Below are 12,601 nucleotides of genomic sequence, written 5' to 3'. Positions count from 1 at the left end.
CTGCGTCGTCCTTACACGACGGGTTCGTAGCGCCACCCGTCGTGATGCCATTGCATCGTGTGCGTCGGTTCGAGCGCCGCGAGAAACGCGGGGTCGTGCGACGCGACGACGATCGCGCCCGGGAAGCCGGCCAGCGCCGCTTCGATCGCGCGCACCGATTCGAGGTCGAGGTGATTGGTCGGCTCGTCGAGCAGCAACAGCTGCGCGGGCGTGCCGCGCCACAACGCGCACGCGAGCGCGGCCTTCAGCCGTTCGCCGCCGCTCAGCTGCCGGGCAGCCTGCGTCGCGCGTGTTGCGTCGAGCTGCAACAACGCGAGACGGCTGCGCAGGTCGCCTTCGGCAAGCGGCGTATCGAGCAGCCCCAACTGTTCGACGATCGAGCGCTCGGGATCGAGCAGCGCGAGGCGCTGGTCGAGATACGCGGCGCTCACGTGTGTCGTGCATTCCCCCGAACGCGGCGCGAGTTCGCCCGCGAGCATTCTCAGCAATGTCGATTTGCCGCAGCCGTTCGGGCCCGTCAGTGCGATGCGCACCGCGCCGCTCGCGGACCACGTGATTGCGTCGGCGTTGCCCGCGACGTGCCACGGCAGTTGCGCGCGGTCGAGCGTGAACAGCTGGCGCCGTGCGCTGACTTCGGTGCCCGGCAGCGACACGAGCACGGGTGCCTCGGCTTCGACGCGCGCGGCCGCCTGCTGCACGCGTTCGTCGAGCGCCGTCTTGAACGTGTCCTGATGACGCCGCACATGGCCCATGATGCTGCGCGCCGCGCCCTTGCGGCTCTGGCGCGCCATCGACGACAGGTTGGCCGTCTTCGCGTCGCGCAACGACGCGGCCGCGTGGCGCTGGATCGTGTCGTGTTCCTGTTCGAGCCTGCGCCGCACGCGTCCGCGCTCGGTGCGCGCATGATCGAGCGCGGCGTGCGCCGCATCCTGTTCCGCGTCGCGCTGCGCGCGGTAGAGCGCGTAGTTGCCGCCATACGAGCGCGCCCCGTGCGGCGTCAGCTCGACGATGCGTTGCACGCCGGCGAGCAGCGCACGGTCGTGGCTCACGATCACGACGCCGCCGCGCCAGCCGTCGAGCGCCGCCTGCAGCCACGCGCGGCCCGGAGCGTCGAGATGGTTGGTCGGTTCGTCGAGCACGAGCAAGCCGGCACCGGACAGCAGCGCGCCGATCAGCGCGACGCGTGCGAGCTGGCCGCCGCTCAGCGCGTGCGCGGGTGTACCGGCGTGCACGTCGTGCAGGCCGGCTGCGTCGAGCGCGGCGCGCAGCCGCTCCGCGAGATCCCAGCGATCGCCGATCAGGTCGAAGTCGTGTGGCGCCGCGCGGCCATTCGCAAGACGCGCGAGCGCGCCGAGCGGCGCATCGAGCGCGGCGACCTGCGCGACGGTTCGGGGGCCGGCCGCGTCGTCGTCATGCTGCTGCGCGACGTAGACGACGGGCGCATGCCGCTCGATCGTCCCCGCGCTCGGTGCGCAGCGACCCGCGATCAGTTGCGCGAGCAGGCTCTTGCCGATGCCGTTGCGGCCGACGATGCCGGTCGGCGTGCGATCGATGGACAGGTCGAGCGAATCGAACAGCGTGATGCCGTCGTCGAAGCGGAAGGAAACGTGATGAAGCGCGACGAGCGCGCCGGTGGGCGTGGCTGCAGCCATAAGCACCTCCAAAAATGCGTGAAGACCTTCGCGCGCGGCGTGCGTGGCACGGGCGGCGAAAACATTTCGGGAAGGCTTAGTTGTTCACTTTGGCTGGCGTCCGGTATGAGGAACAGGCGCGCAGTGTAGCAAGCGAAACGCGCGGGCCGCAAGCGGGCGGCGCGAACGCCGTCGCTTGCGCGCCACGCACGGTTACTGCACGGCGACCGTCGTGAAGTTCTGGCGTCCGAACGGACTCACGCGATAACCGCTCACGTTCGTGCGCGTCAGTGCCGCGGCGGTGGGGTAGCCAAGCGGGATCCACAGCGCCTGGTCGTGAATGATCTTCTGCGCCGATTCGTACAGCTTCGCGCGCTTCGCCTGGTCGGCGGTCGACTTGCCGTCGGCGATCAGCTTGTCGAGCTGCGCATCGCAGAAGCGCGCGAAGTTGATGCCCGATTTCACCGCGTTGCAGCTGAACAGCGGCGACAGATAGTTGTCCGGATCGCCGTTGTCGCCGGCCCAGCCCATGAACAGCATGTCATGCTGGCCGAGCTTCGCCTGCTTGATCAGCTCGCCCCATTCGATCACTTTCACTTCGGCCTTCACGCCGATCTTCGCGAGGTCGGCCTGCAGCAGTTCCGCGCCGACCTTCGGGTTCGGGTTCAGCACGCTGCCGGTCGGGCGCGTCCAGATCGTCGTCGAGAAGCCGTTCGGGAAGCCGGCCTGCGCGAGCAGCTGCTTCGCCTTCGCGGGATCGTACGCATACGGCGCGATGTCCTTCGCGTAGCTCCACGTGTTCGGCGGATACGGGTTGTTCGCGGCCGTCGCAGTGTTGTCGAACACGACCTTCAGGTAGGTCGCGCGGTCGAACGCGAGGTTCAGCGCTTCGCGCACCTTGTCATTGTCGAGCGGCTTCTTCTGCGTGTTCAGCGCGACGAACGCGGTCATGAACGCGGGCGTCTGCACGACCTTCAGCGCGCTTTCGCCCTTCGCGGCGAGCACGTCCTGCGGCTTCGGCGACAGCGCGATCTGGCATTCGCCGGCCTTCACCTTCTGCAGGCGCACCGACGGGTCGGGCGTGATCGCGTAGATCAGCCGGTCGACCTTCGGCTTCGTGCCCCAGTACGTCGGGTTCACGTCGTAACGGATCAGCGCGTCCTTCGTATAGCTCTTCAGCACGAACGGGCCGGTGCCGACCGGTTTCGCGTTCAGGTCGGCCTGCTTGCCGGCCTTCAGCAGCTGGTCCGCGTATTCGGCCGAGTAGATCGACGCGAAGCCCATCGTCAGGATCGGCACGAAGGTCGCGTTCGGCTCGTTCAGCACGAATTTCACCGTACTGTCGTCGACCTTCGTGACCGACTTCACGAGCTTCACGAGGCCCATCGATTGCGCATGCGGGAAGCCGCTCGCGCCGGCGACCTTGTGCCACGGGTTCGAATCGTCGAGCATGCGCGTGAACGTGAACACGACGTCGTCCGCGTCGAGCGCACGGCCCGGCTTGAAATAGTCGGTGGTCTGGAACGCGACGTTCGGGCGCAGGTGGAACGTGTACGTGAGGCCGTCGGCGCTCGCTTCCCATTTGTCGGCGAGCGCGGGCACGACCTTCTTCGCGGCTTCGTCGTAGGACACGAGCGTATTGAAGATCACGTCGGCCGACGCGTTGGTCGTGACGAGCGAGTTGTACTGCACGACGTCGAAGCCGTCCGGGCTCGATTCCGTGCAGACGGTGAGCGGCTTGGCGGCGGCGAGGCCGGGGGCGGCAAGGGCGGCGGCAACGGCGGCCGCGGCGAACAGCTTGACGTGCATAGGATCTCCCACGTGGCTTGTGTTTTTTGCTGGGTGACGGGATGCGGGCGCGGCCCGGAAGCGGGCAGGGCCGGCGCGGCTGGCGAATAGCATACCGTCAAAGCGCGCGACGCGTGGAAAAAGGCGACGGAACGCGGCGAATTGACCGAAAAACGGCTGCGTTCGCGACGGAACGGGTGTTGATGCGGCGGAAGGTGCGGCGGGGGCGGGAGAGCCGGCGGGCGGAGCGGGGGATGGGGCGGTGAAGCTGCAACGGAAGGCGACGCAGAACCGGCGCGGAACCGGCGCGGAACCGGCGCGGAACCGACGCGGAACCGGCGCGGAACCGACGCGTCACGGCGCGACGATACGGCCCGGCGCACGTCGCGCGAGGCCGCTTCGGCGGATCGTCAGTGCGCGCCGGCCTTCGGCTTGCGCGGCGCCTTTTCGAACAGGCGGTCGTACAGCCAGCGTGGCAGCACGTGCAACACCTTCGCGACAACGCCCATCTGCCACGGAATCACGCGGAACGCGTGCTGCCGCGCGATCGCGCGCGCCGCGCGTGCGGCGAAGCGGTCGGCGTCCATCAGGAACGGCATCCGGTACGGGTTGTGCGCGGTCATCGGCGTGCGGATGTAGCCGGGCGCGATCGTCACGACGCCGACGCCGGCCGGACGCAGCTCGACGCGCAGCGATTCGAGATACTTGATCGCGGCCGATTTCGACGCGCTGTACGCGCCGGAGCCGGGCAGGCCGCGCACGCCGGCGACGCTCGCGACACCGACCAGCGTGCCGTGGCGCGTGGCCGTCATCGGGCCGACGAACGGCTCGAACGTCGCGACCATCCCGTAGTAGTTGATGTCCATCACGTCGCGGAACGTCGCGAGATCGCCCTGGCCCGTGACGGCGCCCTGGCTGATGCCCGCGTTCGCGATCACGACGTCGGGGCAGCCGTGCGTCGCGATGAACGACGCGGCGGCCGTCGCGAGCGCGTCGGCGTCGCGCACGTCGGCGGAATAGACGGAGATGGTCAGCTTGGGGAATCGCCGCGCGAACGCCTCGAGTGCATCGGTGCGTCGCGCGACGAGGGCGAGCGTGGCGCCCTGGCGGGCGTATTCCTCGGCCATCGCGAGGCCGAGGCCGCTCGACGCACCGGTGATGAAGACCTTCAGTGGAGTAGTCATGCCGGTGCGCGGACGGGGATCAGAGCTTCTTGTCCTGAACCTGCTTCACGAGGAAGTCGAGCACCTGGGCCGTGCCCGGGATGCTGTTCGTGTAAGCGGGGCCCGTCTTGTACTTGCCATTGACGACGACCGTCGGCACGCCGTCGATCGCGTAGTCCTTCAGCAGCTTGGCCGACTGGTTCACCTCGCCCTGCACGCTGAACGAGTTGTACGCGTCCATGAACTGCTTCTTGTCGACGCCCTGCGTGGCCAGGAAGTCGGCCTGCGCCTGCGGCGTCAGCAGGTAGTTCTTCTGCTTGTGGATCGCGTTGAAGATCGCCGGCGTGACCTTCTCGGAGATGCCGAGCGCGGACACCGCGTAGTACAGCTTCGAGTGCGGGACGAAATCGTCACGGAATGCGACCGGCACGCGCTTGAAGTCGATGTTGTTGCCCTGCTTCTTCACCCAGGCCTCGATCGTCGGCTCGAATTCGTAGCAGTGCGGGCAGCCGTACCAGAAGAACTCGATCACCTCGACCTTGCCGGCCGGCGCGGACGCCGGCTGCGGCGACTTCATCACCTCGAAGTCCTTGCCGGCGACCGGTGCGGCGGGCGAAGCCTGGGCGAGACCGGCGGCCAGGCCCAGGGACAGAAGGAGCGTGCTAAGCAGTTTTTTCATGTTGTGAACGTCGAATCAGTTGCTCGGGTTACGGAACGTAACGGGTTCTGCGTGGGCTCGGCCGGTTGGCTTACTGCTTCGTGAAGCGGATCACCGCCGTGTCGACACCTGCATCGGACAGGCGCTGACGGGCCGAGTTCATATCCTCGAATTTCGAGAACGGGCCGACGCGTACACGGAAATAGGTCACGCCGCTGACGTCGCGCTTCGACACCTTCGACTCGAAGCCCTGGAAGCCGAGGCGCGCGCGCTGCTGCTCGGCGTCGCCTTCGGTCTTGTACGCACCCACTTGCAGGAAGTAGCCGGTGTTCGCGTCGGCCGCGGTCGGCGGCTTCGCTGCGGCTGCGGCCGTGGCCGACGACGTCGGCTTCGGCGTGTTCGCGGCCAGCTGCTGTTGCTGCTGCTTTTGTGCGGCAGCCTGCTGCGCCTGCTTCTGCGCGGCGAAGCGGGCGAGGTCGTCCTCGCCGCCTTGCTGCTGTTGCTGCGCCTGTTGGGTCTTCTTCGGCGGCGGCGGGGTGTCAGCCGGCTTCGGTGCGACGGCGACGCCATTGCCCGACGACGGATTGTTCGACGCGGTCGTGTTGTTCGAGCTGCCGGTGTTGTTCGAACCGCTCGACCCGTTGGCCGACGGCGGCACTTCGACGATCTGCGGTTCGGGCAGCAGGCCGCCCTGGGTCTGGTTCGCGGCCTGGCCGGGCGCGGTGTTCGGCGGGGCGGGCTGTGCGGCCTGCGGTACCGGCTGGCCGGGCGTCTTGCCCTGCAGCGCGCGGTTCGGGTCGAACTGCTGCGGCTGGCTCGCGCCGTTGTCGGCCGGCGGCGGCGCGACCTTCGACACGAACGGCGACGGCGAGCGCGTGATGTAGAGCGCCACCACCACGGCGATCGCGAGGCCGACGATCAGGCCCAACACGATTCCAAGAAATGTCCCTCCGGCTTGTTTCGATTGCTTCGAAGTTCGGCGTGGTTGTGCCATTGCTTGAGTCACCTGCAAAAAGAATCGTGAAAGGGCCGTGGCAGGCGCTTCTGCCACGGCCATTCGCTGCCCGGTTCGGGCCGCTTACATCCTTACATCTTGGCGGGCGCGGACACGCCGAGCACCGCCAGACCGTTTTCGAGCACCTGCCGGGTCGCGGCGAGGAGCGCGGCGCGCGCATTGCGCGGCGCTTCGTCGTCGACCAGCACGCGCTCCGCATTGTAGAACGAGTGGAATTCGCCAGCGAGATCGCGCAGGTAGAACGCGACCGCGTGCGGCGAAAGCTCGTTCGCTGCGTGCGTGAGCATGTCCGGATACTCGGCCAGCTTCTGCATCAGCGACGCCGCCTGCGTGCTCGTCAGCTGCGACAGGTCGGCGCCCGGCAGTTGCGAGACGTCGACGTTGTAGCGCGACTTCAGCTCGTTGAGCACCGAACAGATCCGCGCATGCGCGTACTGGACGTAATAGACCGGGTTTTCGTCGTTCTGTTTCAACGCGAGGTCGATGTCGAACACGAACTCGGTATCGGCCTTGCGCGAAATCAGGAAGAAACGCACCGCGTCGCGGCCGCGCGTGATGGTCGCCTCGTCGATCAGGTCGGGGGCCGCTTCCTGGCCCGCCGCTGCGCCGCCCGACCATTCGATCAGGTCGCGCACCGTCACGTAGCTGCCCGCGCGCTTCGAGATCTTCACTTCCTGGCCGTCGCGCATCACGGTGACCATCTTGTGCAGCACGTAGTCGGGATAGCCCTTCGGGATCCCGATGTGCAGCCCCTGCAGGCCGGCGCGCACACGCGCGATCGTGCCGTGGTGGTCCGAGCCCTGGATGTTGATCACCTTCGTGAAGCCGCGCTCCCACTTCGTCACGTGGTACGCGACGTCCGGCACGAAGTACGTGTACGTGCCGTCCGACTTGCGCATCACGCGATCCTTGTCGTCGCCTTCGTCGGTCGTGCGCAGCCACAGCGCGCCGTCCTGCTCGTAGGTCATGCCGGCCTTGATCAGCGCGTCGACCGTCTTCTCGACGCGGCCTTCGCTGTACAGCGACGACTCGAGGTAATACTGGTCGAATTTCACGCCGAACGCCTGCAAGTCCATGTCCTGCTCGCGACGCAGGTACGTGACCGCGAACTTGCGGATCGCGTCGAGATCCTCGACGTCGCCCGTGCCCTTCACCGGCTCGCCGTCCGATGCGGCGACCGTTTCGCCGCTCAGGAAGTCGCGCGCGATGTCGGCGATGTATTCGCCGTTGTACGCGGCTTCCGGCCAGCCCGCGTCGCCCGGCTTCAGGCCGCGTGCGCGCGCCTGCGTCGAGATCGCGAGGTTGCCGATCTGCACGCCTGCGTCGTTGTAGTAGAACTCGCGGTGCACCGCGTAGCCCTGGCTCGCGATGACGTTCGCGAGCACGTCGCCGAGCGCGGCCTGGCGGCCGTGGCCGACGTGCAGCGGGCCGGTCGGGTTCGCCGACACGAATTCGAGCAACACCTGCTTGCCTTTCTCGCGATCCGACGTGCCGAACGCGCGGCCCTGGTCGAACACGGCGGCGATCACCGCCTGCTTCGCGGCGGCCGACAGGCGCAGGTTGATGAAGCCGGGGCCGGCGATCTCGGCGGCTTCGACGAGGCCTTGCGCGGCCGGCTGCGCGATGAGCGCGGCGACGATCTGCTCGGCGAGCTGGCGCGGGTTCGTGCCGAGCGGCTTGGCGAGCTGCATCGCGACGTTGCACGCGACGTCGCCGTGCGCGGCGACCTTCGGGCGCTCCAGCGTGATGGTCGGGGCGACGGACGCGCCGTCGGCGCCTTTCAGCGCGTGTGCGACCTGCTTGACGCTATCCGCGAGCAGGGCTTCGAGGGTCTGTTTGTGTGCTGGCAGCATGCTGGTAGAAGGCTTCGTTGGTGGCGGCCGGAAACGCCGGCCCGCCGGCGCGCTTTTTAAGCGCGCGTTTCAGGGATCGCAGAATTTTAACAGGTGCTAATATGCCGCTCAGGCGGCCCGCGTCCGCGAGGCCGGACGCCGGTCTGCCGGCGTTCCCCAACCGCGCCGCGCAGGCACAACAAGATGAAAAGGGAATTGTCATGATTACGTTCAAGAGCAAGGCGGCACAGGATCTCGACGTGCTGAAGGATTTCGCCGTGTATGTGCTGGGTCTCGTCGGCAAGCAGCTGGGCGAGCGCGGTGTGATTACGCACGATGAGCTGGACCACGCGATCGCCAAGCTGGAAGGCGCCGTCGCGCAGGCGAAGCAGGAGCGCGCCGAGCATGCTGGCCATTTCCACGAGGACGAAGCCGACCACGCGCACCACGAAGTGCCGCCGAGCCTGGCCCAGCGCGTCGCGCCGTTCCTCACGATGCTGCGCGAAGCGAAGGCCGGCGAAGCCGACGTGCACTGGGGCTTCTGAGCGTCCTTGCCTGGCAACACGACAGATTGGCCAGACAAGAAAAAGCCCGCTTTCGAGCGGGCTTTTTCTTTTGTCTGACCAAACGAAGGCGGGCCGCTGGCCGCCCGTTCGCGTCGCTCAGAGCTGCGGCGCGAGCGCGCGTCGCGCGTCGTCGAGCGACAGCGCCATGCGCTGCGCGTAGTCCTCGAGCTGATCCTGCCCGATTTTGCCGACCGAGAAATAGCGGCTGTCCGGATGCGCGAGGTAGAAGCCCGACACGCTCGCGGCCGGCAGCATCGCCAGCGAGTCGGTCACGCTCATGCCGATCTCGTCCGCGCGCAGCACGTCGAACATGTCGCGCTTCACGAGGTGGTCGGGGCAGGCCGGGTAGCCGGGCGCCGGGCGGATGCCCGCGTACTTCTCCGCGATCAGCGCGTCGTTGTCGAGCGTCTCGCCGCTCGCATAGCCCCACAGCTCGCGCCGCACGCGTGCATGCATCGCTTCGGCGAACGCTTCGGCGAAGCGGTCGGCAAGCGCCTTCAGCATGATCGCGCTGTAGTCGTCGTGGTCGGCTTCGAACTGCTTTTCCTTCACGTCGACACCCAGGCCGGCCGTCACCGCGAACATCCCGATGTAGTCGGCCACGCCCGATTCCTTCGGCGCGATGAAGTCGGCGAGCGAGCGGTTCGGCCGCATCACCCCGTCGACCACCGGGCGCACGCTCTGCTGGCGCAGGTTGCGCCACGTGAGCAGCACTTCCGAGCGCGACTCGTCGCTGTAGATCTCGATGTCGTCGTCGTTGACGGTATTCGCCGGCAGCAGCGAGATCACGCCGCTCGCGGTCAGCCAGCGGCCCTGGATCAGGCGCGCGAGCATCGACTTCGCGTCGGAGAACACGCGCCGCGCCGATTCGCCGACGATCTCGTCGTTCAGGATCGCCGGGTACGGGCCCGCGAGGTCCCAGGTCTGGAAGAACGGACCCCAGTCGATGTAGTTCGCGAGTTCGCTCAGGTCGTAGTTCTTGAACACGCGGCGGCCGATGAATTTCGGCTTCACCGGCGTATAGCCGGCCCAGTCGACCTTCGTCTTGTTCGCGCGCGCCTGCTCGAGCGTGACCATCGGCTGCGCCTTGCGGTTCGCGTGCTGGTCGCGGATGCGTTCGTAGTCGGACTTCAGCTCGTCGAGGTATTTCGCCGCGCCTTCGTCGGACAGCAGGTTCGACGCGACCGACACCGAGCGCGATGCGTCGGGCACGTAGACGACCGGACCTTCGTAGTGCGGCGCGATCTTCACGGCCGTGTGCACGCGCGACGTCGTCGCGCCGCCGATCAGCAGCGGAATCTTCTTCACGCGGAAGTAGTCGTCGCGCTGCATTTCGGATGCGACGTACGCCATTTCCTCGAGGCTCGGCGTGATGAGGCCCGACAGCCCGATGATGTCCGCGCCCTCGACCTTCGCCTTCGCGAGGATCTCGTTGCACGGGACCATCACGCCCATGTTGACCACTTCGAAGTTGTTGCACTGGAGCACGACCGACACGATGTTCTTGCCGATGTCGTGCACGTCGCCCTTCACGGTCGCGATGACGATCTTGCCCTTCGCGCGCACGTCGCCGCCCGCTTCCGCGAGCAGGCGCTTTTCTTCCTCGATGAACGGAATCAGGTGCGCGACGGCCTGCTTCATCACGCGCGCCGATTTCACGACCTGCGGCAGGAACATCTTGCCCTGGCCGAACAGGTCGCCGACGATGTTCATCCCGTCCATCAGCGGGCCTTCGATCACGTTGATCGGACGGCCGCCGGCCGCGTCGATCTTCGCGCGCACTTCTTCGGTGTCCTCGACGATGAAGGTCGTGATGCCGTGCACCAGTGCGTGCGAGAGCCGCTTCTCGACCGGCTGGTTGCGCCACTCGAGGTTCTCTTCCTTTTTCGCGCCCCCCGCCTTGAACTTGTCGGCGATCTCGAGCAGGCGGTCGGTGGAATCGTCGCGGCGGTTCAGGATCACGTCCTCGACGCGCTCGCGCAGCTCGGCGTCGAGATCGGCGTACACGCCGAGCTGGCCCGCGTTCACGATGCCCATGTCCATCCCGGCCTGGATCGCGTGATAGAGGAACACGGTGTGGATCGCCTCGCGCACCGGGTCGTTGCCGCGGAACGAGAACGACACGTTCGACACGCCGCCGCTCACCTTCGCGTACGGCAGGTTCTGCTTGATCCAGCGGGTCGCCTCGATGAAGTCGACCGCGTAGTTGTTGTGCTCCTCGATGCCCGTCGCGACCGCGAAGATGTTCGGGTCGAAGATGATGTCTTCCGGCGGGAAGCCGACTTCGTTCACGAGGAAGTCATACGAGCGCTTGCAGATCTCGGTCTTGCGTTCGTACGTGTCGGCCTGGCCCGTTTCGTCGAACGCCATCACGACGGCGGCTGCGCCGTAGCGGCGGATCAGGTTCGCGTGGTGGCGGAACGCGTCCTCGCCTTCCTTCAGCGAGATCGAGTTGACGATCGCCTTGCCCTGCACGCACTTGAGGCCGGCCTCGATGACTTCCCACTTCGACGAGTCGATCATGATCGGCACGCGCGCGATATCCGGCTCCGATGCGATCAGGTTCAGGAAGCGCACCATCGCCGCCTTCGAATCGAGCATCGCCTCGTCCATGTTGATGTCGATCACCTGCGCGCCGTTCTCGACCTGCTGGCGCGCGACGGCGAGCGCCTCGTCGAACTGGCCGTTGAGGATCATCCGTGCGAACGCCTTCGAGCCGGTGACGTTGGTGCGTTCGCCGACGTTGATGAAGAGCGTCCCGGACGTGACGTTGAACGGCTCGAGGCCGGCAAGGCGCATCATGTGATCGGTCATGGCGGTGCGAATTCTGGTGATGAAGGACGTGGGGACGGTCGGGTCAGGCGTTGTCGCTGTACTGGTTCGGCCAGCGGCGCGGCTTCACGTCGGCGAGCGCCTTCGCGATTTCGGCGATGTGTTCGGGCGTCGTGCCGCAGCAGCCGCCCGCGAGGTTCACGAGCCCGGCCTGCGCGAATTCCTTCAGCAGGCCCGACGTGACGTCCGGCGTTTCGTCGAAGCCCGTGTCGCTCATCGGGTTCGGCAGGCCCGCGTTCGGGTAGCACGACACGTAGGTGTCGCACAGTTTCGCGAGCTCGGCGATGTACGGGCGCATCAGCGCCGCGCCGAGTGCGCAGTTCAGGCCGAACGTGAGCGGCTTCGCGTGACGCAGCGAATTCCAGAATGCCTCGACGGTCTGGCCCGACAGGATCCGGCCCGACGCATCGGTGACGGTGCCCGAGATCATGATCGGCAGGCGTTCGCCGGTGTCCTCGAACAGCTCGTCGAGCGCGAACAGCGCGGCCTTCGCGTTCAGCGTGTCGAAGATCGTCTCGACGAGGAACAGGTCGACGCCGCCGTCGAGCAATGCCTTCGCCTGCTGGTAATACGACGTGCGCAGCTCGTCGAACGTGACGTTGCGCGCGCCCGGATCGTTGACGTCCGGCGAGATGCTCGCCGTCTTCGGCGTCGGCCCGATCGCGCCCGCGACGAAGCGCGGCTTGGCCGGCGTCGCGTATTTCGCGGCGGCTTCGCGTGCGAGCTTCGCCGATTCGATGTTCATCTCGACGACGAGATCTTCCATCCCGTAGTCGGCCTGCGCGACGGTCGTCGCGCCGAACGTGTTGGTTTCGACGATGTCGGCGCCGGCCGCGAAATACTGGTCGTGGATCTCGCGGATGATCTGCGGCTGCGTGAGCGACAGCAGCTCGTTGTTGCCCTTGATGTCGCGCGGGAAATCCTTGAAGCGCTCGCCGCGATACGCAGCTTCGTCGAGCTTGTAGCGCTGGATCATCGTGCCCATCGCGCCGTCGAGGATCAGGATGCGCGATTTCAGCAGCGCGGGCAGGGCGGCGCCGCGCGTGTAGGGCGCGTCGAGCGGGGCGGAAGCGGCGAGAGGAGTCGCAGACATGGGCGAAAGACCGGCGAAGACGG

Annotated in this window: 9 protein-coding genes; 1 reads left to right on the top strand and 8 read right to left on the bottom strand. The window is 67.0% G+C overall.

Annotation, left to right across the window (positions count from 1 at the left end):
• Positions 1-11: 11 nt before the first annotated feature.
• The 6 genes from BLA15945_RS31505 to argS all read right to left on the bottom strand — a co-directional run bounded on the left by BLA15945_RS31505 (position 12) and on the right by argS (position 8,108).
• Complete coding sequence (locus tag BLA15945_RS31505) at positions 12-1,652, bottom strand: ABC-F family ATP-binding cassette domain-containing protein (RefSeq protein WP_174994219.1); 1,641 nt, start codon at positions 1,650-1,652, stop codon at positions 12-14.
• A gap of 192 nt (positions 1,653-1,844) precedes the next feature.
• A complete protein-coding gene (locus BLA15945_RS31500) occupies positions 1,845-3,440 on the bottom strand; it encodes an ABC transporter substrate-binding protein (RefSeq protein ID WP_174994218.1) in 1,596 nt (531 codons plus the stop codon).
• A gap of 389 nt (positions 3,441-3,829) precedes the next feature.
• On the bottom strand, positions 3,830-4,603 hold the full coding sequence (locus BLA15945_RS31495) for an SDR family oxidoreductase (RefSeq protein WP_059233067.1): 774 nt from the start codon (positions 4,601-4,603) through the stop codon (positions 3,830-3,832).
• Positions 4,604-4,622: 19 nt separating this feature from the next.
• Positions 4,623-5,261 carry a thiol:disulfide interchange protein DsbA/DsbL gene (locus tag BLA15945_RS31490; protein ID WP_059233068.1) on the bottom strand — a complete coding sequence of 213 codons (639 nt, stop codon included), beginning with the start codon at positions 5,259-5,261 and terminating at the stop codon, positions 4,623-4,625.
• Positions 5,262-5,331: 70 nt separating this feature from the next.
• Positions 5,332-6,234, bottom strand: coding sequence for an SPOR domain-containing protein (locus BLA15945_RS31485; RefSeq protein WP_059233069.1), 903 nt, complete (start codon positions 6,232-6,234; stop codon positions 5,332-5,334).
• Between the two features lie 92 nt (positions 6,235-6,326).
• Positions 6,327-8,108, bottom strand: a complete 1,782-nt coding sequence (gene argS / locus BLA15945_RS31480; protein WP_059233070.1) for an arginine--tRNA ligase — start codon at positions 8,106-8,108, stop codon at positions 6,327-6,329.
• Positions 8,109-8,308: 200 nt separating this feature from the next.
• Here argS and BLA15945_RS31475 point away from each other — a divergent pair, with 200 nt between their 5' ends.
• Positions 8,309-8,632, top strand: coding sequence for a DUF1840 domain-containing protein (locus BLA15945_RS31475; protein ID WP_011353361.1), 324 nt, complete (start codon positions 8,309-8,311; stop codon positions 8,630-8,632).
• 117 nt (positions 8,633-8,749) lie between these two features.
• Here the strand turns inward: BLA15945_RS31475 and metH are convergent, their stop codons facing one another.
• Positions 8,750-11,467 (bottom strand): methionine synthase, encoded by a 2,718-nt coding sequence (gene metH / locus BLA15945_RS31470; protein WP_059233071.1) that lies wholly within the window; start codon positions 11,465-11,467, stop codon positions 8,750-8,752.
• Positions 11,468-11,510: 43 nt separating this feature from the next.
• Positions 11,511-12,578, bottom strand: coding sequence for a homocysteine S-methyltransferase family protein (locus BLA15945_RS31465; RefSeq protein WP_174994217.1), 1,068 nt, complete (start codon positions 12,576-12,578; stop codon positions 11,511-11,513).
• Between the last annotated feature and the right edge of the window lie 23 nt (positions 12,579-12,601).

The sequence above is a fragment of the Burkholderia arboris genome, from assembly GCF_902499125.1.
Taxonomy (GTDB): domain Bacteria; phylum Pseudomonadota; class Gammaproteobacteria; order Burkholderiales; family Burkholderiaceae; genus Burkholderia; species Burkholderia arboris.
This window is presented reverse-complemented; position numbering and strand designations above follow the sequence as displayed.

Bases quoted from the DNA above. Each gene is read 5' to 3' on its own strand.
- BLA15945_RS31505 (WP_174994219.1), bottom strand. From the start codon at position 1,652: ATGGCTGCAGCCACGCCCACCGGCGCGCTCGTCGCGCTTCATCACGTT.
- BLA15945_RS31500 (WP_174994218.1), bottom strand. From the start codon at position 3,440: ATGCACGTCAAGCTGTTCGCCGCGGCCGCCGTTGCCGCCGCCCTTGCC.
- BLA15945_RS31495 (WP_059233067.1), bottom strand. From the start codon at position 4,603: ATGACTACTCCACTGAAGGTCTTCATCACCGGTGCGTCGAGCGGCCTC.
- BLA15945_RS31490 (WP_059233068.1), bottom strand. From the start codon at position 5,261: ATGAAAAAACTGCTTAGCACGCTCCTTCTGTCCCTGGGCCTGGCCGCC.
- BLA15945_RS31485 (WP_059233069.1), bottom strand. From the start codon at position 6,234: ATGGCACAACCACGCCGAACTTCGAAGCAATCGAAACAAGCCGGAGGG.
- argS (WP_059233070.1), bottom strand. From the start codon at position 8,108: ATGCTGCCAGCACACAAACAGACCCTCGAAGCCCTGCTCGCGGATAGC.
- BLA15945_RS31475 (WP_011353361.1), top strand. From the start codon at position 8,309: ATGATTACGTTCAAGAGCAAGGCGGCACAGGATCTCGACGTGCTGAAG.
- metH (WP_059233071.1), bottom strand. From the start codon at position 11,467: ATGACCGATCACATGATGCGCCTTGCCGGCCTCGAGCCGTTCAACGTC.
- BLA15945_RS31465 (WP_174994217.1), bottom strand. From the start codon at position 12,578: ATGTCTGCGACTCCTCTCGCCGCTTCCGCCCCGCTCGACGCGCCCTAC.